The sequence below is a fragment of the Streptomyces sp. NPDC018833 genome, assembly GCF_044390825.1.
In the GTDB taxonomy this organism is placed as follows: Bacteria; Actinomycetota; Actinomycetes; order Streptomycetales; family Streptomycetaceae; genus Streptomyces.
This window is the reverse complement of record NZ_JBIRZM010000004.1, coordinates 1-25,969: the sequence shown is the minus strand read 5'-3', so window position 1 is coordinate 25,969 and position 25,969 is coordinate 1. Positions and strand designations below refer to the sequence as shown.

Annotated in this window: 21 protein-coding genes and 1 pseudogene; 12 read left to right on the top strand and 10 right to left on the bottom strand. The window is 68.6% G+C overall.

The genetic code is table 11. From position 1 onward, the window contains the following. Positions 1-9: 9 nt before the first annotated feature. From ACH5AF_RS09895 to ACH5AF_RS09885, 3 genes are all read right to left on the bottom strand, one after another. Complete coding sequence (locus ACH5AF_RS09895; RefSeq protein WP_398901050.1) at positions 10-2,232, bottom strand: protein kinase; 2,223 nt, start codon at positions 2,230-2,232, stop codon at positions 10-12. A gap of 5 nt (positions 2,233-2,237) precedes the next feature. Further along, a complete protein-coding gene (locus ACH5AF_RS09890; RefSeq protein ID WP_398901049.1) occupies positions 2,238-3,161 on the bottom strand; it encodes a serine/threonine protein kinase in 924 nt (307 codons plus the stop codon). Positions 3,162-3,358: 197 nt separating this feature from the next. Beyond that, the gene (locus ACH5AF_RS09885; RefSeq protein ID WP_398901048.1) at positions 3,359-3,520 is read right to left on the bottom strand and encodes a GntR family transcriptional regulator; all 162 of its coding nucleotides are present in this window, start codon (positions 3,518-3,520) and stop codon (positions 3,359-3,361) included. Between the two features lie 793 nt (positions 3,521-4,313). Between ACH5AF_RS09885 and ACH5AF_RS09880 the strand changes: the two genes are divergently transcribed. Then, positions 4,314-4,790 (top strand): hypothetical protein, encoded by a 477-nt coding sequence (locus tag ACH5AF_RS09880; protein ID WP_398901046.1) that lies wholly within the window; start codon positions 4,314-4,316, stop codon positions 4,788-4,790. A 110-nt stretch (positions 4,791-4,900) separates the two neighbouring features. On the opposite strand, the gene ACH5AF_RS09875 is transcribed toward ACH5AF_RS09880, so the two are convergent. From ACH5AF_RS09875 to eccCa, 5 genes are all read right to left on the bottom strand, one after another. Then, the gene (locus tag ACH5AF_RS09875) at positions 4,901-5,449 is read right to left on the bottom strand and encodes a hypothetical protein (RefSeq protein ID WP_398901045.1); all 549 of its coding nucleotides are present in this window, start codon (positions 5,447-5,449) and stop codon (positions 4,901-4,903) included. Next, complete coding sequence (locus tag ACH5AF_RS09870) at positions 5,446-7,527, bottom strand: hypothetical protein (RefSeq protein ID WP_398901044.1); 2,082 nt, start codon at positions 7,525-7,527, stop codon at positions 5,446-5,448. The genes ACH5AF_RS09875 and ACH5AF_RS09870 overlap by 4 nt, the downstream gene beginning before the upstream one ends. Then, positions 7,527-7,973 (bottom strand): hypothetical protein, encoded by a 447-nt coding sequence (locus ACH5AF_RS09865; RefSeq protein ID WP_398901043.1) that lies wholly within the window; start codon positions 7,971-7,973, stop codon positions 7,527-7,529. Before ACH5AF_RS09865 ends, ACH5AF_RS09870 begins: the two co-directional genes overlap by 1 nt. Positions 7,974-8,042: 69 nt before the next feature. Next, complete coding sequence (locus ACH5AF_RS09860; protein WP_398901042.1) at positions 8,043-8,696, bottom strand: hypothetical protein; 654 nt, start codon at positions 8,694-8,696, stop codon at positions 8,043-8,045. Next, positions 8,696-12,667, bottom strand: coding sequence for a type VII secretion protein EccCa (gene eccCa / locus ACH5AF_RS09855; protein WP_398901041.1), 3,972 nt, complete (start codon positions 12,665-12,667; stop codon positions 8,696-8,698). The genes ACH5AF_RS09860 and eccCa overlap by 1 nt, the downstream gene beginning before the upstream one ends. Positions 12,668-12,891: 224 nt before the next feature. On the opposite strand from eccCa, the gene eccD reads away from it, so the two are divergent. The 8 genes and pseudogenes from eccD to ACH5AF_RS09815 all read left to right on the top strand — a co-directional run bounded on the left by eccD (position 12,892) and on the right by ACH5AF_RS09815 (position 20,557). Further along, positions 12,892-14,391 (top strand): type VII secretion integral membrane protein EccD, encoded by a 1,500-nt coding sequence (gene eccD, locus ACH5AF_RS09850; RefSeq protein WP_398901040.1) that lies wholly within the window; start codon positions 12,892-12,894, stop codon positions 14,389-14,391. 164 nt (positions 14,392-14,555) lie between these two features. Next, a complete protein-coding gene (rpsO, locus tag ACH5AF_RS09845; RefSeq protein ID WP_073949078.1) occupies positions 14,556-14,843 on the top strand; it encodes a 30S ribosomal protein S15 in 288 nt (95 codons plus the stop codon). 296 nt (positions 14,844-15,139) lie between these two features. Then, positions 15,140-17,356 carry a polyribonucleotide nucleotidyltransferase gene (locus ACH5AF_RS09840; protein ID WP_398901039.1) on the top strand — a complete coding sequence of 739 codons (2,217 nt, stop codon included), beginning with the start codon at positions 15,140-15,142 and terminating at the stop codon, positions 17,354-17,356. Continuing rightward, positions 17,353-18,732 (top strand): M16 family metallopeptidase, encoded by a 1,380-nt coding sequence (locus ACH5AF_RS09835; protein ID WP_398901038.1) that lies wholly within the window; start codon positions 17,353-17,355, stop codon positions 18,730-18,732. The genes ACH5AF_RS09840 and ACH5AF_RS09835 overlap by 4 nt, the downstream gene beginning before the upstream one ends. A gap of 20 nt (positions 18,733-18,752) precedes the next feature. Next, complete coding sequence (gene dapB, locus ACH5AF_RS09830) at positions 18,753-19,505, top strand: 4-hydroxy-tetrahydrodipicolinate reductase (protein WP_398901037.1); 753 nt, start codon at positions 18,753-18,755, stop codon at positions 19,503-19,505. A gap of 13 nt (positions 19,506-19,518) precedes the next feature. Next, positions 19,519-19,971: a tetratricopeptide repeat protein gene (locus tag ACH5AF_RS09825; RefSeq protein WP_215187277.1), complete on the top strand. Its 453-nt coding sequence runs from the start codon at positions 19,519-19,521 to the stop codon at positions 19,969-19,971. Between the two features lie 34 nt (positions 19,972-20,005). Further along, a pseudogene (locus ACH5AF_RS09820) lies at positions 20,006-20,362 on the top strand (transposase); the annotation flags it as partial. Between the two features lie 30 nt (positions 20,363-20,392). Beyond that, entirely contained in the window at positions 20,393-20,557 is a 165-nt protein-coding gene (locus tag ACH5AF_RS09815; RefSeq protein ID WP_398901036.1) for a hypothetical protein, read from the top strand. Positions 20,558-20,613: 56 nt separating this feature from the next. Here the strand turns inward: ACH5AF_RS09815 and ACH5AF_RS09810 are convergent, their stop codons facing one another. Beyond that, positions 20,614-21,162 carry a hypothetical protein gene (locus tag ACH5AF_RS09810; RefSeq protein ID WP_398901034.1) on the bottom strand — a complete coding sequence of 183 codons (549 nt, stop codon included), beginning with the start codon at positions 21,160-21,162 and terminating at the stop codon, positions 20,614-20,616. 125 nt (positions 21,163-21,287) lie between these two features. Next, positions 21,288-21,554, bottom strand: a complete 267-nt coding sequence (locus ACH5AF_RS09805) for a hypothetical protein (RefSeq protein WP_398901032.1) — start codon at positions 21,552-21,554, stop codon at positions 21,288-21,290. A gap of 229 nt (positions 21,555-21,783) precedes the next feature. On the opposite strand from ACH5AF_RS09805, the gene thyX reads away from it, so the two are divergent. From thyX to ACH5AF_RS09790, 3 genes are all read left to right on the top strand, one after another. Continuing rightward, positions 21,784-22,524 carry an FAD-dependent thymidylate synthase gene (thyX, locus tag ACH5AF_RS09800; protein ID WP_398901031.1) on the top strand — a complete coding sequence of 247 codons (741 nt, stop codon included), beginning with the start codon at positions 21,784-21,786 and terminating at the stop codon, positions 22,522-22,524. 201 nt (positions 22,525-22,725) lie between these two features. Then, the gene (gene dapA / locus ACH5AF_RS09795; RefSeq protein WP_398901030.1) at positions 22,726-23,625 is read left to right on the top strand and encodes a 4-hydroxy-tetrahydrodipicolinate synthase; all 900 of its coding nucleotides are present in this window, start codon (positions 22,726-22,728) and stop codon (positions 23,623-23,625) included. 181 nt (positions 23,626-23,806) lie between these two features. Continuing rightward, positions 23,807-25,492: a ribonuclease J gene (locus ACH5AF_RS09790; protein WP_398901029.1), complete on the top strand. Its 1,686-nt coding sequence runs from the start codon at positions 23,807-23,809 to the stop codon at positions 25,490-25,492. Positions 25,493-25,969 lie beyond the last annotated feature (477 nt).

Sequence of the window (25,969 nt, the reverse complement as noted above, 5' to 3'; positions counted from 1 at the left end):
CGATCGGGGTCAGCTGTATGGATAGGCGGCGAAATAATCCTTGCCGATGGCGACAATCGCCTCCGGGATGCCGTGGTATGCATAGAAGCGATCCCCTCGAGCCTTGCGGGTCCTGCCTGCCTTGCCTCCGTTGCTCGGTTCGATGGAAATGGAGAACGACCGCAGCAGTCCGGACTCGCTGCTGTATGCGTAAACTTCGCCGACGCCGGGTGCGGGCGGCAGCGTCACGTCTAGGTCGGCCCCGCTGCGGTCGGGGGTTCGCCACAGCAGGTCCCCCGTGATCGAGTTGAGGGCAACAAGACCGAGGCCCTCCTCGACGGCGTACAACTCACTTCCCTTCTCTACGGGCGGTCCCGTCTGTGCCTTGGCGCGGCCCGGCCCAAAGGACCACTTCTCCTTACCGTCCTTCAGCTCGAGCGCGCGTAGTTGACCCACCGGGGGGTAAACGCCCCAGTCATCGGCCTCCAGGATTCCCCTGATGGCGTCCGGGTCGGGGACGTCGAGTGGTTGCCGCCACAGTTCCTTTCCCCGGCGCGAGTCGTGGACGGCCAGAGTGACCGTGCCGTCGGGCATTTCCTGAAGGACGACCAGATGGTCCTTGACCGACCGCGCGGCCAGGAAATGCAACCGGTCCGACGTTCGCGGTCGGGAGGGAAGCGGCTGCCGCCACCGCACTTTGGCAGTGTGCACGTCGACAGCGAGCAGGTACCACTTCTGGGAACTGTCGTAGCCGACGCCCGTGCCGGAGTGCTCACCCTGTCCTGCCGCAAGAAAGACGACACCAGCGTAAGCGCCCAGGAGTTGAGTCGCGGGGAGAGCTCCGTTGTAGTCCTTGAGTTCTACGACAGCGGGCTTCAGGTCGCGGAAGCTTCTGATCCACGCGATGGAAAGCGTGTGGTGGCTGGAGGGCAGGGCTTCGGAGGCGTAGACCCCGCTCGAGTCGATGTCTTCGTCGGAAACGCACCGGTGGGCCGGGCCCTTCAGCAGGGGGGTGTCGACGCGACCCGTGTTGACGTCGATGGTCCGCAGCCCGTCGTCGTCCGCGATGGCGAGCGTCGGGCCGAACGACAGGGGCATTGGCGGCGCCAGCGAGGCTCCCTCCAGACGCAGCGGAAGCTCCCACAGCCAGTCGCCCTTCTCGGCCACCGGCGTGGGGGATGTGTTCCTGGGGCCCGGGGCGCTACTGCTGTCCGCCGAGGTCGCCCACGTCCAGATGCCACCACCGATCGCCGCAGCGCCGACGAGACCCGCGCCACCGATTGTGAGGAGCTTGCGGCGGCTGACTTCCCGGAGGGGTGCCGGGACGGTGTCCTCGGCGGTGTGGCCTGCCGGTGCAGGCAATCGTTGTGGCCGGTGTTGCCAGACCTCCGTCGCCCGGCGGGCGATGTCGGTGAGCAGTGGGGCCGGAAGGTGGTCGGCAAACTCGCCGTGCCCGTCGTGCAGTTCGGCCGCCAGCTGGCCGGTGGTGGGGCGTTGAGCAGGGTCCTTCGCCAAGCAGCGCTGGAAGATCGCGGCCAGCCCCGCCGGCACCCCTGCCAGGTCTGGGTCGGCGTAGCGGACGCGGTAGAGGAGGTCGGCCGCCTGGCCCGTGCCGAAGGGGCCGTGGCCCGAGGCCGCGAAGACCAGGACCCCGGCGAGCGCGAACACGTCGCCGGCGGGTGTGTGTTCCTGGCCCGTGGCCTGTTCCGGGGACATGAACGCGGGGGTGCCTGCGGCGGTGCCGGTGCGGGTGAGGCGGTCGTCGCCGGCCGCGCGAGCGATGCCGAAGTCGATGATCTTGGGGCCGTGGGCCGTGATCATGACGTTGGAGGGCTTCAGGTCGCGGTGGACGACGTCGGAGCCGTGGAGCTGGGCAAGGGCGCCCGCGAGGGCCGCGCCCAGGGCACGGAGGGACGCCTCGGGCAGGGGGCCACACAGGGCGACAGCGTCGTCTAGGGGTGGTCCGAGCACATACTCGGTGGCGAGCCAGGGGGTTTCGGCGGTGGGGTCGGCGTCGACGACAGTGGCGCCGTGGTGGCCGCCGATGATGCGGGCGGCGTCGGTCTCCAGGTGGAAACGGGTGCGCGCCGCGGGGTCGGTCGCGATGCGGGCGTGCATCGTCTTGAGGGCGAGGGTGCGTCCGCCAGGGGTGCGGGCGAGGTAGACGGTGCCCATGCCGCCGTGGCCGAGGCGGGCGAGGAGCCGGTGGCCGCCGATCTCGCCCGGGTCGTCGTGGGTCAGTGGCGCAAGCATGGTCATCAGGTCCTGGGGGCGGTCTGGGGGACACGGATCTCGGCCGCGAGGAGCTGGGCCGACTGGCGGGCGAGTGCCGCGACCACACGGCCCGGCAGCCAGCCGGGTGACAGCAGTGACGCCGACGAGTCCAGCACCGTCGCCGACGGCGCCGAGGAGGCCGGCGGAAGCGCGAGCAGCAGCTCGGAGGCCGTCGGGCGGTCGGCCGCATCGCGGGACAGGCAGCGTGAGATCAAGGGGCGCAGGGACTCCGGGAGTTCGGAGCGCTCCGGGACCGTGTGGCCGGTGGCGGCGTACGCGAGGACCGCGCCGAGGCCGTGGATGTCGCCCGCGGGGCGCGGGCGTCCGCCGGCTGCCGCCTCCGGGGCCAGGCTGCCCGGCTCCAGCCCGGGACGGCCGCTGCGCGGCTCTCCGTCCGGCGCAGCCGCCCGTACGGAGCCGAAGCAGGTCAGACGTGGCCCGTCCCAGGCGACCAGCACCGCGGCGGGGGACAGGCCCGCATAGGTGACGCCCGCCGCGTGCGCGGTCGCCAGGGTGTCGGCGAGGGCCGTTCCCAGGGCTCGTACGGTGTGCTCGGGCAACGGGCCGCCGTGCACGTCGAGCGCGACGGGCAGAGGGAGCACGGGGAGATAAGGCGTCGCGTACCAGGCTGCGGCCGGAGTCGGCGACACCTCTGTCACGGGCAGCACCCACGGCCCGCCGAACCCGCGCGCGGCCTGCGCCTCGACGAGGAACCGCCCTCCGTCGATCCCCTCCAACGGCGCGCTGACCAGGACCGTGCGGTCACCGTCCGCGCTGCGCGCGACGAACCGGTGCTCCGGCACGGGCGGGATACCGGGGCCCATCGGGTCGAGCCGGGTGATCAGCTGGTACGGGCCGATCCGGCGCACGCCGTCGCCCGTGGGGCGTTCCGTGCGCCCGCGTTCCATCTGCGAATCCCCCTTTGAAAGTGAACAACCACGGGAGCCTATCGAGAGGTAGGGGTTGTTTCGCGTCCGGGGTTCACGGGCTCGCGAGCGGGCGTCATTGCGTCAATCGGTGGTCAGTGGAGAACCGCTGCCTCCTGCTCCCACGATTGTCAGCGTTGGCTGTCCAACTCGAGAGGTGTCGTTACGCTTTGCGCGGCTCATCGGCGGGACCCTGGTGCCCCGGCGGCGGGCGTGACATAAGAGCCCTTGCCGGGCACGGTGAAGATCAGGCCGCGCTCGCAAAGTTCACGCATGGCGCGACGCGCCGTCATCTGTGCGATGCCATATTCATCGGCGAGGCGGGCAGGGGTGGGAATCATGCGGTCCTGCTACACCCCGCTGGCGATCTTTGCTGCGATCGCGTCAGCCAGTTGCATGTACAGCGGGACGGCGCCCGGTCACCCCTGGTGCCCGTACCTCCCGGCCTACTCCTGCCCAGCCGCGCAGCACAGGAGGCGGCGGGCGTTGTGGCTGGCCACGGTCGCGCGTGGACAACGACCACCGGAACATCCACGTCGTCGAGGTTGCCCGGTGAGCCGGGGCGTGATGGGCAGCTGCGGGGTGCGGCGGTGTGTGTTCACCGTCGCTGCCGTGGTCAGGCCGGTGTGTGATGGATCGGTCTGTGTATTGGCGGAACGGGGCACGAGGGTCCACATCGCGACGGCGTGGGGGACGCCTGGTGGGTCAGCCCTGAGATCGCCGACGCGGTGAACGTGACCCTGCTCGCCCTCGGCTGCCCGGCGCGTTCGGGCAGCCGGAGCAGGACCAGTGACGGACCATGCCCCCGAACCCGAGTTCCGGTCGCCGCTCTGCATCGTCGGCACCGCCACGACCGCCGCCGGGATCACGTGGTCTGCGGCAGCGGCGTGCCCGGGGTGTACCACCTGATCTGTGGCTGCCCCTGCCATGCCCCGGACCCGGTCAGACCAACGGCGACAGGCCATGACGCCTTGACATCCTCTGCCTTTCCCTCGGGTTCGGTTCGGGCGCGGCGCTGCGCCAGCTCTCGTCGACTGCACGCTCACCGCCGGCCGACGTTGCCTCCCGGCTCGGTGTTCGTCGTGGCGGGGACTTCGCCGCGGGCCGCGACTGGTCGTTCGTTACGCTCACGGCGTGAGCGGAGCCCATGATGATGAGCCGATCTTCGTCCGCAGGTGGGGAGGGTATGCGTACAACCCGAACAACCCCATCGGGAGGGCCTTGATCGCGGTCAGCGCCGTCTTGCTGATCGCGTACCTGTACGACCTCTTCGACAGCGCGCAGTGGAGCGAGGGCGAGCTACGTGACGCCGTCCACGAGTCCGCTCGCCACATGGAAGCAGAGCCGCAGACATTGCGGGGCTACTACGGTTACGAGGGTTTGATCGGGGACGCCATCGAGGAGACCGGGGAGGGGCCTGAGCCCGGGCTTGTCCACGTCGAGAAAATCGAGGACTCGGACGCGGCCGGTGTCGATGCTGACGCCTTCGAGATCACCACGGACGACGTCGAGACCACCTACTGCATGCGCGTGTCTCCTCCGAGGCCGGAAACAGGTATGTCGAGCTTGACCGTCGAGCTCACGGTGGACGTCGCGGAGGGGCCGTGCTGAAGCTGGGCCAGGGCGTGCCTCGTACCCCTGGCCTGTGATCCTGCGGACCGCGTGCGGTCCGCAGGATCACAGGCGTGGCCGAACCTTCGAAGGCCAGGGCTGCCGATGCGTCAGGTCGTGCAGCCGAGAGTCTTCTTGACCTTCGGCACGAAGTCCAACGTGAAGGCCTCGATGTTCTTGCGGCGTTCGGCGACGTCACCGCCAGCCTCACCGTCGACGCTGACGTACGCGATGAGGTAGTCGGCCTTGGGTCCGGAGCAGTCCGTGCTGACCATGGAGAAGGAGTCGCCCAACGCCCCGAGCCCTGCGAACGGCAGGTCCTCCATCTTGGCCCGGTTGGTGAACCGGAACTCCTCCGACGCGTCCATCGGGTCGTAAAGCTTGTCGACCTTGTCGACCTGGAGGTTGACGACCAGCTTCCCGTCCACCCGGATCCAGCACGCGCCCCGGGTATCCGTGCCAGTCTCGATCACGGAGCCGCCCTTGACGTCGATTTTCTCGCCGTCCACGAGGAACGGCTCTAGTACCTTCTCGTTCAGAGGCACCCCGCAGGCCTCCTTCGGAACCGTGTACTCGCGTCCACCGCCGCACGCGGTGAGGGACAGGGCGAGGCACACGGTAACGGCGGAGGCGGCGGTGCGGCGCAGTGTCCTGGTCATTGGGTGCCCGACACCCCCTCGGCCTTCTTGTTGCCGTCGTTGGCCGCGCCCTCGATCTGCGAGTAGATGCCGTGATCCTTTGAGTAGCCCTCGTGCGTGGGGTCCTCGGCCCACTCCTTGTTCTCCCTGTACCAGAGGTCTGCGAGCCCCCGCAGCTCCTCGCTGCGGTTCTCGTATGTCTTGGTGTGGTCGGCGGTGGCCTGGGCGTTGATCCTGTTCTGTTCGTCCTCGAGCATCTTCGCGGTGATCAGGTCCACGCCGCGCTGTACCGCGTCGCCGGCCGGATGCCACGGCGTGAGGAGACCACCCACGATGTGGTACCTCCACGACTTCTCCCACGAGGCGTCGGCGAGGGCTTCGCCCTTGTCCGTGTTGGTCGCCTGGTAGCGGGCCTCCTCCAGGAAACCGATGGTGCGGCCGGCGCGGTCCAGGCTGTCCTCCGGGTGCGCCTTCTCCGTGACGATGTCGGCCACGACCGACTGATGCATGACCTGGGTGAGGGTCTGGTAGTCGTCCCTGTTCCGCGAGATCTGCTTGCTGACTTCCATCAGCTGGCCGGCATCCAACTCGTGGCGCCCGACCGGGTCACTCATGGCCTTGTGGACCCAGTCACCGTGGTTGCCCATGGCGTACGCCATGCTGTCGCGCATCTCCGGCGGGAAGTCGTTACCCGTGCCGGCCAGGATGGCCAGCGAGCGCTTCATGGCTTCCCGCTGCTCCGGGGTGTGCTCCTCGAACTTTGCCCCGGGCGCCTCCGGGTCGGTGACGCCCGACACGGCCGCGAACATGGCCTTGCCCGCCGCGTCCTTGGCCTCGTTCGGGCCGTCGTCCAATGGGGAGTCGTCGAAGTACGGGCGGTCCTTCAGCACCCACTGCGCGTTGTCCTGAGGCTCCTTCGCGTTGAAGAAGTCCGTTGAAGCGTCCGGGCTGTTGGCGAGTGCGGTGAGGAAACCCGTCATCGGGTCGCGGCCGAACTCCTCGTCACCGATGAAGTTCATCTTCGGCTTCGGCTGCATGTTCCAGTAGCGGTCCGGGAGCTTCATCTCCTTTTCCTTGGCGACCAGCTCGTTGCCGTACTTGTTGAGGAACTGGTCGTCGTAGTCGCCCGTGCGCATGAGATTGCTCATGATCTGGAAGCCCCACACGTCCCCGTGACGGGTGTTGTACCGCTCGCCCGAAAGCCTCACCATGTCGTTCTCCCACTGCCGCATGGCAGGGCTGTCCGACTGGGTGGCGCCGCCCAGGACGTGGCCCAGGTTCTTCTGGAACTCGCCGAGCTGGTTGAGCTGCGTGCGGGTCAGGTCCTTCGTTGTGTCGGGGCTTGAGAGGTCCGCCCAGAACTCCAGCATCCCCTTCGGTCCCACCTGCGTGGCGAACTTCTCCTGGAACAGCGGGTCGTTCTTGTACGAGGCGAGCAGCCCGTTCAGCCGCTGGAACTCTTCGGGCGACATCTCGTCGCCCTTCTCCTTGAGGAGCTTGGCTGCTTCCTCCGCCTTGCGCATGGCGTCGATCGCGGAGTCACGGTCGCCGTACGAGGCCCCCGAGAAGCCGACCTCGGCCTGGTCGACGAGGGCGCGCAGGACGGTCGCCGCCGTCGTGTCGCTCTCCGTCGCCCGGTTCAGGATGCGCTGTACGTCGTCCGCCAGCTGCTCCGCGTCCTGCGGAGAATGGTCCGGGACCTCGTGGCCCTTTGCGGCGCGGTCCGGGTGGATGAGCATGGTCACGGTGAAGCCGCCGCCGGCGGTCGGGGTCACCGTGAGGTTCTTCTTGCGGCCCCGCTCCAGTGCCTGCTCCAGCTGCTCCTTGTAGCTCACCAGCTCGTCACGGGTGTCATTGAGGATGTCGTGGATGCTCTTTGCCTGGGTGTGGGCGTCGGAGAACTCACCCGCCGTCTTGGTGATGAACTCACGGGAGACCGTGGCGTTCACACCGGCCCAGTTGGCCTTGTCCGCCTTCGCCTTCAGATCGTCCCGTGCGTCCGATTCCAGCGTCTTGAGTTTGTCCACCACGCCCTTCCACGCAGTTATGGCTCGGCCGAGCTGGGCGAAGTTCCCATGGCGCAGCGTTTCGAGGTCCATCAGCGCTGCGTCCTCTCGGTGAATCCGTCGTCCAGCGTCGCGATGCTGCTCACAACGCCGTAGATGTAGTACTCGTCACCGGCGTGTGCACCTTTTGTGTAATCCATGTGATTGGAAATGTGTGCGCAGGCGTCCAGCAGGGTCTTGAGCTGCTTCTCCCAGCGCTCCTGTACATGGTCGAGCGCGCCGCCCAGTGCGAAGCCCTGGGTGCTCAGGTCCTTCGCGGCCGTCTGGCTGATGGACCAGGCGTCACGGCCGTATTTGCCTAGATTGTCGAAGAGCCGGAACGCCGCGTCACCGACAGCCGCGAGATCCTGCTGGCCGACCTTCAGGTCACCCCCCGGTGCGGCTCCGCCCGGATCGTCCGGCACACGGTTGAGCTGCATCGCCGCCGAGTCCTTTTCGGCTGCCGATGCCTTCAATTGCTCCCACTCGTCCCAAGCCATCCGCAGGGCTCCTTCCCCCGTACAACGATGAGGCTGCAATTCCGAATCAACCTATGTGATGCGTTGCGCCTAAGTGCAAGGGCCGTCCACGACATCCGTGGTGATGCCGTACAGCAAGTTGTCGATCGCAGCATCCCTCTCCGACTGCCCCGGCAGCGGAACCGCGTGAACCGTCAGGCAGATGCTGCCGTCGACCTCGTACCGTTCCACGAACGGGCCGGGAGTGCCCGACTCGCTGTCGGACTCCGACCCCGCCCCGATCCCTTCCCTGCTGGCCTCGGAGTCCCACTTGCCGCCGGAGTCGTCCTCGTCCTCCACCAGCGACGCGACCGGGTCGTCACGCTCTGGCCCCTTGAGCCGTGGGTCGATGAACGCGCCCCATGAGCCGTCTCCAAAAGACCACTTGTGGCGGCCTTCGCCGTCCTCGGTCTCCAGATTCAGTGCGGCGTTCTCCACCCGATCCAGGATCTCCGCGTGATCCGGTCCCGTTTCGAAGACGCCCGCCAGCCGTAGCAGGCTGATCACCTGCCACCCCAGGAACAGCCCCACCACCACCAGTGCCACCCGGCGCCACATGAACGACGACGCCGACGGCTCGTGTGCCTCCGGGTTGTCGAAGTGACGGGCCCGGAAGCGCCACCACAGTTTGCGCGGGTCGACGAAGAGGCCGCAGGCGACAAACGCCACCGCGAACACCCCGGCGAAGACGGCGGCCCCGATCATCAGGACAGCTCCGGCGGCATCAGACCCGTCTGTACCAGCGGGTTCCCCCGCTGGCGCGAGACGAAGATGCCGCGGCCCGCCGGCATCGGACGCATACGCACGCCGCCGAGCACGTCGCCCTCCTGCGGATCGCCCGAGAGCAGCACACCCTGCGCGCCCAGCTCCATCATCCGCTGCATGAACGACTCGTAGCCCGCCCGGCTCGCCCCCGCCGCGCTGCGGGCGATGATGAAGCGGACACCGACGTCCCGTGCGAACGGCAGCAGTTCCGTCAGCTTCGCCAGCGGGTTGCCGCTCGACGTGGACACCAGGTCGTAGTCGTCGACGACCACGTACACCGACGGGCCGCGCCACCAGCTGCGGTCACGCAACTGCTGGGCGGTGACGTCGGCAGAAGGAGTGCGTCGCTGCATCAGGTCGGCGAGCGCGTCCACGTGGTGGTCCATGTTGTTGGACATGGGGACGTACTCGGCCAGGTGGCTGGCCGGGGTGACGTCCAGCAGCGCACGCCGGTTGTCGATCACGAAGAACTTGGCGGAGTCTCCGTCGTACCTCTCCGTCAGCTGCTTGATGAGCAGCCGCAGCAGGTTCGACTTGCCGGACTCGCTCTCACCGAAGACCAGGAAGAACGGGTCTCGCTCGAAGTTGACGAAGACCGGCTCCAGCGCGTTCTCGTCGATGGCGAACGCGACGCCACGCGTCGGTTCCGCGAAGCCGGCCGGAAGGTTCTGGGCCGGCAGTTCGCGCGGCAGCAGCCGGACGGCCGGGGCCCCGGGCGCCGTCCAGTGCCGGGTGACCTCCTGCGTCATGGCGGCGGTCGCCTCGGACAGGTCGCTGTCCGAGTTGATGCCGTCGATGCGCGGCACCGCGGCCATGAAGTGCAGCTTCTCCGGTGTCAGACCACGCCCCGGAACGCCTGCCGGGACATTGGCGGCGACCTTGCGGTCCACCTCGGAGTCCATCGTGTCGCCGAGGCGCAGCTCCAGACGGTTCATCAGGTGGTCCTTGAGATTGGAGCGGACCTCCATGGAGCGCGACGCCGTCAGGATCACGTGGATGCCGTAGCCGAGCCCGCGGGCCGCCATGTCGACGACCGCGGATTCGAGGCCCTCGTAGTCGCTGCGGAAGTTGCCCCAGCCGTCGATGACGAGGAACACGTCGCCCCACGGCTGGTCGGTCACCGAGATCTCGCCGCGGGCCCGCAGCCTGCGGTACGTGGCGATGGAGTCGATGCCCGCGCTGCGGAAGTACTCCTCGCGCCGCGACAGGATGCCGTAGACCTCGGCGACCGTACGCCGCACCCGCTCCGGGTCGAGCCGGGAGGCGACGCCGCCCACGTGGGGAAGGCCCGCGATGGATGACATGCCGCCACCACCGAAGTCCAGCCCGTAGAACTGCACTTCCTGCGGGGTGTGCGTCAGAGCGAACGCGGAGATGAGCGTCCGCAGCAGCGTCGACTTGCCCGACTGCGGACCGCCGACGATCTGCATGTGACCCGCTGCTCCGGAGAAGTCCCGGTACAGCGTGTCGCGGCGCTGCTCGAAGGGCTTGTCGACCACGCCGAGCGGGACCACGAGCCGGCCCGCGCCCTCGTACCCCGGCTGCGTCAGGCCGCGGCCATCCACACCCGCGAGGCCGGGCAGGATCTCGTCCAACGGCGGCGGGTTGTCCAGAGGTGGCAGCCACACCTGGTGCGCCTCGGCGCCGCGCCCCTCCAGACGCCGCACGATCACGTCGAGTACGGAGTCGGCCAGCGCGTCGTCCTCCGCCGGCCGGGCGTCGGGAACGCGCGCCTGGTTGGTCGGCTGGACGTAACGGACCGCGACCGGCGCAGCCGTGAAGGGCACCGGCCGGCGGTCGACGGGCAGGGGCCCGCCGGGAACGACTGCCTGCTGGTTGGAGCGGTACACACCGGAGACGTAGGCCGCCTTGAAGCGCACCATCTCGTCCGTGCCGTACTTGAGGTACCCGGAGCCGGGGACGTTCGGCAGCGTGTAGGCGTCGGGGACACCGATGGCCGCACGGGACTCGGCAGCGGAGAAGGTGCGCAGACCGATCCGGTACGACAGATACGTCTCCAGGCCCCGCAGCCGCCCCTCTTCCAGGCGCTGCGACGCCAGCAGCAGGTGGACACCGAGCGAACGTCCGATACGGCCGATCTGCACGAACATCTCGATGAAGTCCGGCATGGCGGTGAGGAGCTCGCTGAACTCGTCGATCACCAGGACGAGCGACGGGATGGGCTGCAGCGGCGCGCCCGCCGCGCGGGCCTTCTCGTAGTCGTGGATGTTCGCGTAGTTGCCCGCGTCGCGCAGCATCTCCTGGCGGCGGTTGAGTTCACCGCGGATGGAGTCGCCCATGCGGTCCACCAGGGTGAGGTCGTCCGCGAGGTTGGTGATCACCGCGGCGACGTGCGGCATCTGGGACATGCCGGCGAAGGTGGCGCCGCCCTTGAAGTCCGCGAGGACGAAGTTCAGCGTCTCCGAGGAGTGCGTGACGGCCAGGCCGAGCACGAGCGTCCGCAGCAGCTCCGACTTACCGGAACCAGTGGCGCCGACGCACAGACCGTGGGGCCCCATGCCTTCCTGCGCCGCCTCCTTGAGGTCCAGCATGACCGGAGTGCCGTCCTCGCCGACACCGATCGGCACGCGCAGCCGCTCCGACTGGGACCGCGGCCGCCAGGTACGGCTGACGTCGACCGACGCGGCGTCGCCGAGATTCAGCAGGTCGGTGAAGTCCAGGTTGGCGAGCAGCGGTTCGTCGTCGTCCGACCCCGAGGCGATACGGAGCGGGGCGAGTTGACGGGCAAGGGCCTCGGCGGCCTCGAGGCTCAGACGGTCGGGGGTTCCGTCGTACACCAGGCCGTGACCGGACTCCAGTTGCAGGGAGTCGGGGTGCACGATCACGGAGAGGCCGCCGCGGGCTCCCGTGATGTCGCCCGGTACGACCTCGATGATGGTCACGCCCTGAAGGCCCTCCGGGGCGGCGAGCGCCGACGCCTGGGGGACCGACTGGCCGTCGAGCACGACGACGATGTGCGGCTGGTCCAGGAGGGGGTGGCTCCCGCCCTGGAAGCGGGGGCGTCCTTCCAGACGTACGGCGAGCATGTCCTGCAAGTCCCGTGCGTCCGTGGTGATCAGACGCCGGCTGCCCGCGCCGTCACCCGCACCCGGTGCCTGCACGTGGGGAAGCCACTTCGCCCACTCCCACTGCGGTGCCGCGGCGGAGTCCGCGGCGAGGGCGATGACCAGGTCCTGCGGGGAGTGGAGCGCCGCGAGGGAACCCACCATCGCGCGTGCGGCAGAGCGCACGGAGTCGGGATCGCCGCTGACCGTCAAGTGGTAGAAGGCCCGCAGGGAAACGGCCATGGGCAGGCCGTCGAGTGTGCTGTGCGCGTTCAGGAACTGCTGCATCGCTCCCGCGGTGAGCGGCTCCAGCTCGTCGACGGGAGCGGTCTCCGGAGCGATGAGCGGCGTGGCGAGCTGCTGGCTGCCCCGCCCGATGCGCACCTGCGCGAAGTCGTCGTCGGCGACCCGGCGCTCCCAGACCCGGCTGCCCTCGGCGACGAGCGCCCACAACTGCTCGGGGGACGGGTGCAGATAGAACTGCGCGTCCCGTTGGAGATGCGCGGCTCTGAGGACGGTGCGCCGTGTCTGTGTGAGGTACTTGAGATAGTCGCGCCGCAGGTCCGCGAGCTGCCCTTGGGTGCCGCGCCGGTAGCGGACGAGCATCGCGATGGCCATGGCCACCGTCGAGGCGATCATCACCATGCCCATGATCCGCATGATCGGATTCGGGGTCATGAAGAAGAAGACGACCGAACCGCCCATGCCGAGCATGGGCAGGAGTTGCATCAGCGCACCCTCCTGCTGCCCGCGGGGCAGCTCGGGCGGGGGTTGCAGCTGCACCTGCTCTCCGGGCACTTCGGACGGCAGGGCCCGTGGTGGGCGCTTGACGACGATCTGACTCACAGCTCACCAATTCCCTTGCCGGACGGAAATGTTCCTATCGGCGCCCCCGTGGCGACGGGCTCCATCCGCGGGGAGGGATCCTACTTGCGTGGGGAGTCACGGGTGGGCGGTAGGGTGGCGCGACATGTTTGCGCGCCCATGAACTACCGCAAAAAAAGGGTCATTCGGAGCGCAATGTCAGGCTTGCTAGCCAGGATCACCACGAGGGGAAGCAGCAGGTGAGTATGACGGCCCCAGCCACGGCCACCGGAGCCGGGCAGTCCGCTCCCACGACCGTGTCCAGCGGCGGCACCGGCTTCTGCCGGGTCACGGTCGTGGCACCGGACGGTCGCGTCGACGTCGCCCTGCCCGAGGACATCGCCGTCGCCGACCTCTACCCGGAGGTGCTCCGCCTGTCGGGCCAGAGCCCGGCACAGGGCGCCCCGGTCGGATACCACTTGGTGCGCCGCGACGGCACGGTGCTCGACGGCGGCCGTTCCCTCGCCGCCCAACGCATTCTCGACGGTGAGCTGTTGTCGCTGCGGCCCTTCGCGGAGTCGCTGCCGCCGGCGGTCTTCGACGACGTATCGGACGCGGTGGCGTCCGCCGTCGCCCGCGACCGCACCCTGTGGAGCGACGACCTGATGCGCGGCTCCGGGCTTTTCGGGGGCTCGGTCCTGCTCGTCCTGCTCGCCTTCGCCCTGTGGACGGCCAAGCCCGGACACGACATGCACAGCCTGCCCGGCATCCTGGCCGGTGTCACCGGCGTGCTGCTCATGGCGCTCGCGGGCGTCCGCGCCCGGGTGTACGACGACCGCGGCTCGGCAGTGGCCCTCGGCATCGGTGCAATGGCGAACGCCGCAGTCGCCGGTTCCGGACTGCTGCCCCTCGCGCAGGGGGAAGGCGTGGGCAAGCTTCAGTTCCTGCTCGCCTGTGCCGCCGTCCTCGTGTGTTCGGTGATCCTCACGATCGTGGCCCCCGGCGGCGACGGCCCGTTCGTCGCGTTCGTCTTCGCCGCGACCGTCGGCATCCTCGTGACCTTCGTCGCCATCCTGACCAAGCTGGAGCCCGCCGAGACCGCCGCCGTCTGCGCGCCGCTCGCCGTCGGTGCGCTCGCCTTCCTGCCGGGACTCTCCACCCGGTTCGCCCGGCTTCCGATCGGCTTCGAGCCGCCGAGGACCGGCGTCGGGGGCTACGGCGCCGACCCTGAGCCCCAGGGGCCGGTCGACGCCGTTCGCATCGCCGCCCAGGTCCGCCGGGGCCACGAACTGCTCGTCGGCCTCGTCGGCGGCTGCGCGCTGGTCGCCGTCGGCGCCGCTGCCGTGCTCGGCTTCTCGGACAACGTGTGGGGGCAGCTGCTGGCACTCGCCACGGGCGTCGCCATGCTGATGCGGGCCCACCTCTTCCGTTACACCGCGCAGGTCGGCTGCGCGCTCGCGGCCGGTCTCGGCGCTCTCGTGCTGCTCGGGCTCGGGCTGTCCCTGAACCCGCCCACGGACCTCTTCCGTGACGCGCTCAGGGGTGAGGGCACGGCGCTGGACATCCGTACGATCTGGCTCGCCGCCGCGATCGCCGGCGTCGCCGCGCTGATCACTGCCATCGGCCTGATCGTGCCGCGCAAGGGCGTCACTCCGTTCTGGGGCCGCTTCCTGGAGGTCGCCGAGACCTTCGTGCTGCTGACGCTCATCCCGCTGTGTCTGGCCGTCTTCGACGTCTACCACTCCATCCGGGCACTGACGTCCTGAACGGCCTGGTACTCTGTGTGACGGCCGTTTGTGTACGCGATCCCCGGAGCCCTCAAAGCTCTGGACCAGCGCTCATCGGACCTTCGCCTCCGAGTCACGGAAGCTCCCCTGAGACCAAGACCAGGGGCACTCGTGGGCGCATCGAACACCTAGAGGAGTACCGAGTGTCTCTCGACGCCGCTACGAAGAAGCAGATCATCGCCGAGTTCGGCACCAAGGAGGGCGACACCGGTTCCCCCGAGGTTCAGGTCGCGATGCTCTCCCGCCGTATCTCGGACCTGACCGAGCACCTCAAGACGCACAAGCACGACCACCACTCCCGTCGTGGTCTGCTCATCCTCGTCGGCCAGCGCCGCCGTCTGCTGCAGTACCTGGCCAAGAAGGACATCCAGCGCTTCCGTGCGCTGGTCGACCGGCTCGGCATCCGCCGCGGTGCGGCCGGCGCCAAGTAAGACGCCGTGAAGGGAGCGGTTTCCCCGTGAAGGGGGCCGCTCCCTTTGCTGTACGCCGGCTGTCGTCGCGCTGTACGTGCGCGACGTACCGGACGGCAATTAGTCTGGTCGCAACAACACAACACTCATCGAGCGAGAAGACGCCTCCTCGCCGCCGGTCCTCGGTAGTGGCCCCCGGACACATCCCGGGTGCTTCGATCGAAGACCGGCCCGCACACCAGGCGTGCTTCTCTGCCACCGTTCCGCCACCACACGGGTGCCGGGGCGAAAAGACGAACACGTAGGAGAAATCGCTAGTGGAGAACGAGACCCACTACGCCGAGGCCGTCATCGACAACGGCACCTTCGGCACCCGCACCATCCGCTTCGAGACGGGCCGCCTGGCCAAGCAGGCCGCCGGCTCCGCCGTGGCGTACCTGGACGACGACACGATGGTGCTGTCGGCCACCACCGCGTCCAAGAAGCCCAAGGACCAGCTCGACTTCTTCCCTCTCACGGTGGACGTCGAGGAGCGGATGTACTCGGCCGGCAAGATCCCCGGCTCCTTCTTCCGCCGGGAGGGCCGGCCCTCCGAGGACGCCATCCTCACCTGCCGTCTGATCGACCGCCCGCTGCGTCCGTCCTTCAAGAAGGGCCTGCGCAACGAGATCCAGGTCGTCGAGACGATCATGGCGCTCAACCCCGATCACCTCTACGACGTGGTCGCGATCAACGCCGCCTCCTGCTCCACGCAACTGGCCGGCCTGCCCTTCTCCGGCCCCATCGGCGGCACCCGTGTCGCGCTGATCAAGGGCCAGTGGGTCGCGTTCCCGACGCACACCGAGCTCGAGGACGCCGTCTTCGACATGGTGGTCGCCGGCCGCGTCCTGGAGGACGGCGACGTCGCGATCATGATGGTCGAGGCCGAGGCCACCGAGAACACCATCCAGCTCGTCAAGGGCGGCGCCGAGGCGCCGACCGAGGAGATCGTCGCCGCCGGTCTCGAGGCCGCGAAGCCGTTCATCAAGGTCCTGTGCAAGGCACAGTCGGAGCTCGCCGCCAAGGCCGCCAAGCCCGAGGGCGAGTTCCCGATCTTCCTCGACTACGAGGACGACGTCTACGCCGCCCTGTCCGACGCGGTCAAGGACGAGCTGGCCCAGGCGCTCACCATCGCCGGCAAGCAGGAGCGCGAGACCGAGCTGGACCGCGTGAAGGCCGTCGCCGCCGAGAAGCTGCTCCCGGCCTTCGAAGGCCGCGAGAAGGAGATCTCCGCCGCGTACCGCTCGCTGACCAAGGCCCTGGTGCGTGAGCGCGTCATCCGGGACAAGGTCCGCATCGACGGCCGCGGCGTCACGGACATCCGTACGCTCGCCGCCGAGGTCGAGGCCATCCCGCGCGTGCACGGCTCGGCGCTGTTCGAGCGTGGTGAGACCCAGATCCTGGGCGTCACCACCCTGAACATGCTCCGCATGGAGCAGCAGCTGGACACCCTTTCCCCGGTGACCCGCAAGCGCTACATGCACAACTACAACTTCCCGCCGTACTCCACCGGTGAGACCGGCCGTGTCGGTTCGCCGAAGCGCCGCGAGATCGGCCACGGCGCGCTCGCCGAGCGCGCCCTCGTGCCGGTCCTGCCGACGCGCGAGGAGTTCCCGTACGCGATCCGCCAGGTGTCCGAGGCCCTCGGCTCCAACGGGTCGACGTCCATGGGCTCGGTCTGCGCCTCCACCATGTCGCTGCTGAACGCCGGTGTGCCGCTGAAGGCCCCCGTCGCCGGTATCGCCATGGGGCTGATCTCCCAGGAGATCGACGGCGAGACGCACTACGTCACCCTCACCGACATCCTCGGTGCGGAGGACGCTTTCGGTGACATGGACTTCAAGGTCGCCGGCACCAAGGAGTTCGTCACCGCCCTCCAGCTCGACACCAAGCTGGACGGCATCCCGGCCTCCGTCCTGGCCGCGGCCCTCAAGCAGGCCCGCGACGCCCGCCTCCACATCCTCGACGTGATGATCGAAGCGATCGACACGCCGGACGAGATGTCCCCGAACGCCCCGCGGATCATCACCGTCAAGATCCCCGTGGACAAGATCGGCGAGGTCATCGGCCCCAAGGGCAAGATGATCAACCAGATCCAGGAGGACACCGGCGCCGAGATCACGATCGAGGACGACGGCACCATCTACATCGGTGCCGCCGACGGACCGGCCGCCGAGGCCGCCCGCGCCACGATCAACGGCATCGCCAACCCGACCATGCCGGAGGTCGGCGAGCGCTACCTGGGCACCGTCGTGAAGACGACCACCTTCGGTGCGTTCGTGTCCCTGCTCCCGGGCAAGGACGGCCTGCTGCACATCTCGCAGATCCGCAAGCTCGCCGGTGGCAAGCGCGTGGAGAACGTCGAGGACGTCCTCGCCGTGGGCTCCAAGGTCCAGGTCGAGATCGCCGAGATCGACTCGCGCGGCAAGCTCTCCCTGATCCCCGTGGTCGAGGGCGAAGAGAGCGATGAGAACAAGGACGACACCGACAAGTGACGTCCCGTGGTTCCTCGGCGACGGCCCGTGCCTCCTCGAAGGCGCGGGCCGTCGCCCGTACCCAAACCCTGCTCAAGGGCAAGGACGGCATCGGCACCGTCCGGCGCACGACCCTGCCCGGCGGGCTGCGCGTGGTCACCGAGACGCTGCCGTCCGTCCGTTCCGCGACCTTCGGGATCTGGGCGAACGTCGGCTCCCGTGACGAGACGCCGTCGCTCGGCGGCGCCACCCACTACCTCGAGCACCTCCTGTTCAAGGGCACGAGCCGGCGCTCCGCCCTCGACATCTCCTCCGCGCTCGACGCGGTCGGCGGGGAGATGAACGCCTTCACGGCCAAGGAGTACACCTGCTACTACGCGCGGGTGCTCGACACCGACCTGCCGCTCGCCATCGACGTCGTGTGCGACATGCTCACGGGCTCGCTGATCCTCCAGGAGGACGTCGACGCCGAGCGCGGCGTGATCCTCGAAGAGATCGCGATGACGGAGGACGACCCGGGTGACTGCGTGCACGATCTGTTCGCGCACACCATGTTCGGGGACTCCCCGCTGGGCCGGCCGGTCCTCGGTACCGTCGACACCGTCAACGCGCTCACGGCGGACCGCATCCGCCGCTTCTACAAGAAGCACTACGACCCCACCCACCTGATCGTCGCCGCGGCGGGCAACGTCGACCACGCCACCGTCGTACGCCAGGTCCGCAGCGCCTTCGAGAAGGCCGGCGCCCTCACGCGTACGGACGCGGTCCCCACACCGCCTCGCGACGGAAGCCGCGTCCTTCGGACCGCGGGCCGGGTCGAGCACCTGAACCGCAGGACCGAGCAGGCGCACGTCGTTCTCGGCATGCCGGGCCTCGCCCGCACCGACGACCGGCGCTGGGCCCTCGGCGTCCTGAACACCGCGCTCGGCGGCGGCATGTCCTCCCGCCTCTTCCAGGAGGTCCGCGAGAAGCGGGGCCTGGCCTACAGCGTGTACTCGTACACCTCGGGCTTCGCCGACACGGGACTGTTCGGCGTCTACGCGGGCTGTCGGCCCAGCCAGGTCCACGACGTCCTGGGGATCTGCCGGGACGAGCTCGACCGGGTTGCGAAGGAGGGCCTGTCCGACGAGGAGATCGGCCGTGCGATCGGGCAGCTCGCCGGCTCCACGGTCCTCGGCCTGGAGGACACGGGCGCCCTGATGAACCGCATCGGCAAGAGCGAGCTGTGCTGGGGTTCCCAGATGTCGGTCGACGAAATGCTCGCCCGGATATCGGCCGTCACACCCGACGAGGTGCGGGCGGTGGCCGTTGACATCCTCGGGCAGCGCCCGTCGCTGTCGGTCATCGGCCCGCTCAAGGACAAGCAGGCGGACCGCCTGCACGAAGCGGTCTCGTAACCCCCTGAAGGAAGAGTGCAATGAGCAAGCTGCGCGTGGCTGTTCTCGGTGCCAAGGGCCGTATCGGCTCCGAGGCCGTACGAGCCGTCGAGGCCGCCGACGACATGGAGCTGGTCGCGGCCCTCGGCCGCGGCGACAAGCTGGAGGCCCTCGTGGAATCCGGCACGCAGGTCGTGGTCGAGCTGACCACGCCGGCATCGGTGATGGGCAACCTCGACTTCTGTGTACGCCACGGCATGCACGCGGTCGTCGGCACCACCGGCTGGACCGACGAACGCCTCGCGCAGCTGAACGCCTCGCTCGCCGCCTCCCCGGAGACCGGCGTGCTCATCGCACCGAACTTCTCCATCGGTGCGGTGCTCACCATGAAGTTCGCCCAGCAGGCGGCGCGGTACTTCGAGTCCGTCGAGGTCATCGAGCTCCACCACCCGAACAAGGCCGACGCCCCCTCCGGCACCGCCACCCGCACCGCCCAGCTCATCGCCGCCGCTCGCGCCGAGGCCGGCTGTGCGCCGCAACCCGATGCCACCGTCACCGCCCTCGACGGCGCCCGCGGTGCCGACGTCGGCGGCGTGCCGGTACACGCGGTCCGCCTGCGCGGCCTCCTCGCCCACCAGGAGGTCCTGCTCGGCGGCGAGGGCGAGACGCTGACCATCCGGCACGACTCGCTGCACCACAGCAGCTTCATGCCCGGCATCCTGCTCGGCGTCCGCCGAGTGGTGTCCGCTCCCGGCCTCACCTTCGGGCTGGAAAACTTCCTCGACCTGGGCTGACCGGGAACTTCACATGCGCGCAAAGATCACGTACTTCGTCACGGCAGCCGTCCTGGTCGTTTACTTCGTCCTGGTCGGCAGCCGTGGTCTGATGCTGCTACGGCACGGCACCGCGCTCACCGTCACCTTCGGAGTGGCGGTGCTGATCCTGCCGGTGATCGGCCTGTGGTTCCTGTGGAAGAACACCCAGTTCGTCAGCAGGGCCAACCGGCTCGCGGCCGAGTTGGACGCCGAGGGCGGCCTGCCGGTCGACGAGCTGGTCCGCACCCCGGGCGGCCGTATCGACCGCGACTCCGCCGACGCGGTGTTCGCCAGGCGCCGCGCCGAGACGGAGGACTCGCCTCACGACTGGCGCTGCTGGTTCCGGCTCGCCGTCGCCTACCACGACGCACGCGACACCCCGCGCGCCCGCAAGGCGATGCAGCGGGCGATCGCCCTGCACGACGGCAAGCCCGTGACCGACTGACTGTGAGGATGTAGACGGCCGGCCGGCGCGTGCCATCCGGCACCTGGCCCGCTCCCGCCCGGGTGCGGATTCGTCCGACCCGGCCTGCGCGGTCCGCACCGCCCTACGGCGCCTCGCCCGCCGCTACCGGTACCTCACCGACGAGATCGCCGACGCCGACGCCGACGCCGAGCTCAAGCCCCTGGTCGCACATGCCGCCCCCAATCTGGTCGCACTGCCCGGCGTCGGCACCGAGACCGCCGCCCAACTCCTCATCACTGCCGGCGACAACCCCGATCGGCTCAGGTCGGAGGCATCCTTCGCACACCTGTGCGCGGCAGCACCGATCCCGGCCAGTTCGGGCCGCACGCACCGCCACCGCCTCAATCGCGGCGGCGACCGCCAGGCCAACAACGCCCTGCACACGATCGCGCTCGTCCGCATGCGCTACGACGCACGCACGAAGGACTACGTGATCCGACGAACCGCTCAAGGCATGTCCAAGAAGGACATCCTGCGCTGCCTCAAACGCTTCATCGCCCGCGAGGTCTACAAGCACCTCGCCAGCCCCCGCATCAATCGTCAACCGCTCCTTCAGACCGCTTGACGATCTATAGGAGCTTCACCCGGGGCGGCGCGGCCCGGGCCGTCTGCCGTCGCCGGTCAGCCGGCGCGGTACTCCGCGCCCCACGCCTCGATGCTGTCCGTGGCCCGGTCGAACGCCTCGAGCCGCGACAGGAAGTCTCCGTCGTGGTCGGTGAGCAGGGGCAGCTGCTCACCGCCCTGCAGTACGAGGAGCAGTGCCTGGCCCTGCACCGTCCGGGGCATCACGAGCCAGCGCACCGGCTGCTGCACGGTGCGCAGCGCGGTCGTGCGGTGCCACGGGACCGTGGTGGTCGAGAAGAACGCCACCCGGCGCACGCCGTGGCGGCTCACCCAGGTGCCCATGCGCAGCAGCCGCATCGCGGCGACGATCACGACGGCGCCGAGGCCCATGCACCCAGCGGCCCCGGCCAGCGCGCCCGCGAACGCGGTGATCATCCCGGCGATGAGCACGAACGAGGCGAACAACAGCAGCAGTGCCGCGGCACCGACCCGCCACGGACCCGGACGGTAGGGACGCCGCCAGCGGTCGTGGTCGTCGAAGGGCAGCGCGACGTCGTCCGCTTGCGTGTCAAAAGCACGGTCGGCCGTCAGGAAGGGCAGGGGCACGACTGATCCTCACTCACCAGCACACTCGATTGGGCTGTGCCCGGTGAGGCTACCGAGGCGCCCGGGGCACGACCACCCCCGGGGGGCCATGGGGGTGGTCGCCACGCCGGCCGGGCACCGGGAGGTCATCGCCCCTGCGACGCCTCGGACTTCTGGGAGTGGGTGGGAGCCTGGCCCGATTCCAGGGCGGGCATCCCGAGCAGCAGGGAACCGACAAGACCGCCGACGATGGTCAGCCCGATCATCACCCGCCCCAGCAGCTGCGACCTGTTCGGCCGCTCCCGGGGTGGGGGAGTGACGTTACTGCGGAAGGCGTCCGCCTCCGCGACGAACGAGAACGGAACGGCCTCTCGCCTGGAGGCACCGCCCAGCGGTAGCTGGGGGAGGGACATCTGGGACTCTCCTTGACACTCGTGATGTGCTGCACTGTCTGTACAGCTGCTGCTCACACAGCTGCTGCTCACACAGCTGCTGTACATACAGACGTGCAACGCGGTCATTCGGTGCCCGAATTCCACGAATTGACCAAAGAAGGCCCCCCACCGCCACCGTTTCCGCTGGTGTCGGTGGTGCGCCGTAGAGTGGGCGCCGCCCGAGCGATGCAACTGGAAGGACCCGCCGGTGAGCGACACCCCCGCAGAGAACGTCAAGCCCAGCTTCCGCAGCGATGTCACGGTCGAGCTGGTGAAGCACACCGCCGGTGACTCCGACGTGCTGTGGGCCGCCCGGGTCTCCACCGCGGGCGAGCAGTCCCTCGACGAGCTCTCGAAGGACCCCGAGCGCTCCAAGGGCCTGATCAACTATCTGATGAGGGACCGCCACGGCAGCCCCTTCGAGCACAACTCGATGACCTTCTTCATCAGCGCCCCGATCTTCGTCTTCCGCGAGTTCATGCGCCACCGCGTCGGCTGGTCGTACAACGAGGAGTCGGGCCGCTATCGCCGCCTGGAGCCCGTCTTCTACATCCCGGACGAGGAGCGCAAGCTCGTTCAGGAGGGCCGCCCGGGGAAGTACGTCTTCGTCGAGGGCACCCAGGCGCAGCAGGAGCTCACCGGCCGGGTCATGGAGGACGCGTATCTCCACGCGTACGAGGCGTACCACGAGATGCTCGAAGCCGGTGTCGCGCGCGAGGTGGCCCGCGCCGTCCTCCCGGTCGGCCTCTACTCCTCGATGTACGCCACGTGCAACGCACGCTCGCTGATGCACTTCCTCGGACTGCGTACCCAGCACGAGGACGCGACGGTCCCGTCCTTCCCGCAGCGTGAGATCGAAATGGTCGGCGAGAAGATGGAGCAGCACTGGGCCAAGCTGATGCCGCTCACGTACGCGGCCTTCAACGCCAATGGGCGCGTCGCCCCCTGATGGCAGCCGCAGGGCACAGATGTGCGGTCAGCCTGGCGAAGTGTCCGTATTGCGGCGTTTCGTGAAGTTCATCTAGGCTGATCAAACGGACCCGGCACTGCTTGAACCCCCGAGCAGGCAGTGCCGGGTTCCACATGCCACGTCGTACGTCACGTCCCCCGGAGGGACCCCGGGCGTTGAGCAGCGAGTAGCGTGTTACCCATGGCTCCGATCTCCACTCCGCAGACTCCCTTCGGGCGAGTCCTCACCGCCATGGTCACGCCCTTCACGGCGGACGGCGCACTCGACATCGCAGGCGCCCAGCGACTGGCCGCCCACCTGGTGGACGCAGGCAACGACGGCCTGGTCGTCAACGGCACCACCGGCGAGTCGCCCACCACCAGCGACGCGGAGAAAGACCAGCTCGTACGGGCCGTCCTGGAGGCGGTCGGAGACCGTGCCCACGTCGTCGCCGGTATCGGCACCAACGACACCCACCACAGCATCGAGCTCGCCCGCGCCGCCGAGCGTGCCGGCGCACACGGCCTGCTCGCGGTCACGCCGTACTACAACAAGCCCCCTCAGGAGGGCCTCTTCCGTCACTTCTCGGCGATCGCCGACGCGACGGAGCTGCCCGTCATGCTCTACGACATCCCCGGCCGCAGCGGCGTCCCGATCGACACGGAGACGATCGTCCGCCTCGCCGCGCACCCCCGGATCGTCGCCAACAAGGACGCCAAGGGCGACCTCGGCCGCGCCAGCTGGGCCATCGCCCGCAGCGGCCTCGCCTGGTACTCCGGCGACGACATGCTCAACCTGCCGCTGCTGTCCGTCGGCGCGATCGGGTTCGTCTCCGTGGTCGGCCACGTCGTCACCCCGGAGCTGCGCGCCCTCCTCGACGCCCACCGCGGCGGCGACGTCCAGAAGGCGACCGAGATCCACCAGAAGCTGCTTCCCGTCTTCACCGGCATGTTCCGAACCCAGGGCGTGATCACCACCAAGGCGGCACTGGCCCTCCAGGGACTGCCCGCCGGGCCGCTGCGCCTGCCGCTCGTGGAGCTCTCCCCGGAGGAAACCGCACAGCTCAAGATCGACCTCGCCGCCGGCGGGGTACAGCTCTGAATACAGACTTCACAACTGAATAGAAGAACCGGCCGACGTGATCGATGAGGTCGCACACCCGCGGAATCGGTGAGCCGCGACCCCGATCGGACCGGCCGGAAAACACACATCAGCAAGTGGCATGAATGTCATGTACGCCACGTGCCTAGCGGCGCGTGGCGTACATGGTGAGGAGAGTCTTTTGAGTCATCCGCATCCTGAACTCGGCGCGCCCCCGAAGCTGCCCAAGGGCGGACTACGCATCACGCCCCTCGGCGGTCTCGGCGAGATCGGCCGCAACATGACGGTCTTCGAGTACGACGGCCGGCTGCTCATCGTCGACTGCGGGGTCCTCTTCCCCGAGGAGGAGCAGCCCGGGATCGACCTGATCCTGCCGGACTTCACCACCATCCGGGACCGCCTCGACGATGTCGACGGCATCGTGCTCACGCACGGCCACGAGGACCACATCGGCGGTGTCCCGTATCTGCTCCGCCTGAAGCCGGACATCCCGCTGATCGGCTCCAAGCTGACCCTCGCGCTCATCGAGGCCAAGCTGCAGGAGCACCGCATCCGCCCGTACACGCTGGAGGTCGCCGAGGGCAACCGAGAGCGCATCGGCCCCTTCGACTGCGAATTCATCGCCGTCAACCACTCCATCCCTGACGCCCTGGCCGTCGCCATCCGCACCCCCGCGGGCATGGCGGTGCACACCGGCGACTTCAAGATGGACCAGCTCCCGCTCGACCGGCGCCTCACCGACCTGCACGCCTTCGCGCGCCTCAGCGAGGAGGGCATCGACCTCCTCCTGTCGGACTCGACGAACGCCGAGGTCCCCGGCTTCGTCCCGCCGGAGCGCGACATCTCGAACGTGCTGCGCACGGTCTTCGCGAACGCCCAGAAGCGGATCATCGTCGCCAGCTTCGCGAGCCACGTCCACCGCATCCAGCAGATCCTCGACGCCGCGCACGAGTACGGCCGCCGGGTCGCCTTCGTCGGCCGCTCGATGGTCCGCAACATGGGCATCGCCCGCGACCTGGGCTACCTCCGGGTCCCCGCGGGACTCGTCGTGGACGTCAAGACCCTCGACGACCTGCCCGACCACGAGGTGGTCCTCGTCTGCACGGGATCGCAGGGCGAACCGATGGCCGCACTGTCCCGGATGGCCAACCGCGATCACCAGATCCGCATCGTCCAGGGCGACACGGTGATCCTGGCCTCGTCGCTCATCCCGGGCAACGAGAACGCGGTCTACCGCGTGATCAACGGACTGACCCGCTGGGGCGCGAACGTGGTCCACAAGGGCAACGCCAAGGTCCATGTCTCGGGCCACGCCTCGGCCGGCGAGCTGCTGTACTTCTACAACATCTGCAAGCCGAAGAACCTGATGCCCGTCCACGGCGAATGGCGCCACTTGCGTGCCAACGCCGAGCTGGGCGCCCTTACCGGTGTCCCCAAGGACCACATCGTCATCGCCGAGGACGGAGTGGTCGTCGACCTGGTCGACGGCAAGGCCAAGATCGTCGGGAAGGTCCAGGCCGGTTACGTCTACGTGGACGGTCTCTCGGTCGGCGATGTCACGGAGCCGGCCCTCAAGGACCGCCGCATCCTCGGTGAAGAAGGCATCATCTCCGTCTTCCTCGTCGTCGACAGCACGACAGGCAAGGTCCTCGGCGGGCCCAACATCCATGCCAGGGGTTCAGGCATCGAGGACTCGACGTTCGCGGCAGTCATGCCGAAGATCGAGGACGCGATCGCCAAGGCTGCTTCCGACGGCGTCGCCGAGCCGCACCAACTGCAGCAGCTCGTGCGGCGCACGGTGGGCAAGTGGGTCTCCGACACCTACCGCCGACGGCCGATGATCCTGCCCGTCGTCGTCGAGGTCTGACGCCCCGACACATCGTCACACCGGAGCGGGGCCCCCGATTTGCATCGGGGCGCCCCGCTCCAGTACGTTTACATCTCCGCCTGAACGGGAACCCCGCACAGTCATGTGCGCGAACGGGTGCCCGAACGGGGCGGGAATTCCGACTCAGAATCTCTGATAAAGTCGGAGCCGCTGGAAAGGGAAGCGCGAAAGCGAAGAACTGGAAAGCACCGAGGAAATCGGGTCGGAAAGATCTGATAGAGTCGGAAACGCAAGACCGAAGGGAAGCGCCCGGAGGAAAGCGTCGGACAGTGTCCGGGGTGAGTACAAAGGAAGCGTCCGTTCCTTGAGAACTCAACAGCGTGCCAAAAATCAACGCCAGATATGTTGATACCCCGTCTCCCTCGGGAGATGAGGTTCCTTTGAAAGTCCTGCCGGCCCATGTGGTCGACAGGCAATACACAGCGAGGACGCTGTGAACGGTCGGGACTATTCCTC

Excerpts from the sequence above, each read along its gene's own strand:
- ACH5AF_RS09875 (WP_398901045.1), bottom strand. The coding sequence starts at position 5,449 with ATGACCAGGACACTGCGCCGCACCGCCGCCTCCGCCGTTACCGTGTGC.
- ACH5AF_RS09860 (WP_398901042.1), bottom strand. The coding sequence starts at position 8,696 with ATGATCGGGGCCGCCGTCTTCGCCGGGGTGTTCGCGGTGGCGTTTGTC.
- ACH5AF_RS09805 (WP_398901032.1), bottom strand. The coding sequence starts at position 21,554 with ATGTCCCTCCCCCAGCTACCGCTGGGCGGTGCCTCCAGGCGAGAGGCC.
- dapB (WP_398901037.1), top strand. The coding sequence starts at position 18,753 with ATGAGCAAGCTGCGCGTGGCTGTTCTCGGTGCCAAGGGCCGTATCGGC.
- ACH5AF_RS09815 (WP_398901036.1), top strand. The coding sequence starts at position 20,393 with ATGCGCTACGACGCACGCACGAAGGACTACGTGATCCGACGAACCGCT.
- eccD (WP_398901040.1), top strand. The coding sequence starts at position 12,892 with ATGACGGCCCCAGCCACGGCCACCGGAGCCGGGCAGTCCGCTCCCACG.
- ACH5AF_RS09890 (WP_398901049.1), bottom strand. The coding sequence starts at position 3,161 with ATGGAACGCGGGCGCACGGAACGCCCCACGGGCGACGGCGTGCGCCGG.
- ACH5AF_RS09825 (WP_215187277.1), top strand. The coding sequence starts at position 19,519 with ATGCGCGCAAAGATCACGTACTTCGTCACGGCAGCCGTCCTGGTCGTT.
- ACH5AF_RS09895 (WP_398901050.1), bottom strand. The coding sequence starts at position 2,232 with ATGCTTGCGCCACTGACCCACGACGACCCGGGCGAGATCGGCGGCCAC.
- dapA (WP_398901030.1), top strand. The coding sequence starts at position 22,726 with ATGGCTCCGATCTCCACTCCGCAGACTCCCTTCGGGCGAGTCCTCACC.
- ACH5AF_RS09885 (WP_398901048.1), bottom strand. The coding sequence starts at position 3,520 with ATGATTCCCACCCCTGCCCGCCTCGCCGATGAATATGGCATCGCACAG.
- ACH5AF_RS09865 (WP_398901043.1), bottom strand. The coding sequence starts at position 7,973 with ATGGCTTGGGACGAGTGGGAGCAATTGAAGGCATCGGCAGCCGAAAAG.
- ACH5AF_RS09870 (WP_398901044.1), bottom strand. The coding sequence starts at position 7,527 with ATGGACCTCGAAACGCTGCGCCATGGGAACTTCGCCCAGCTCGGCCGA.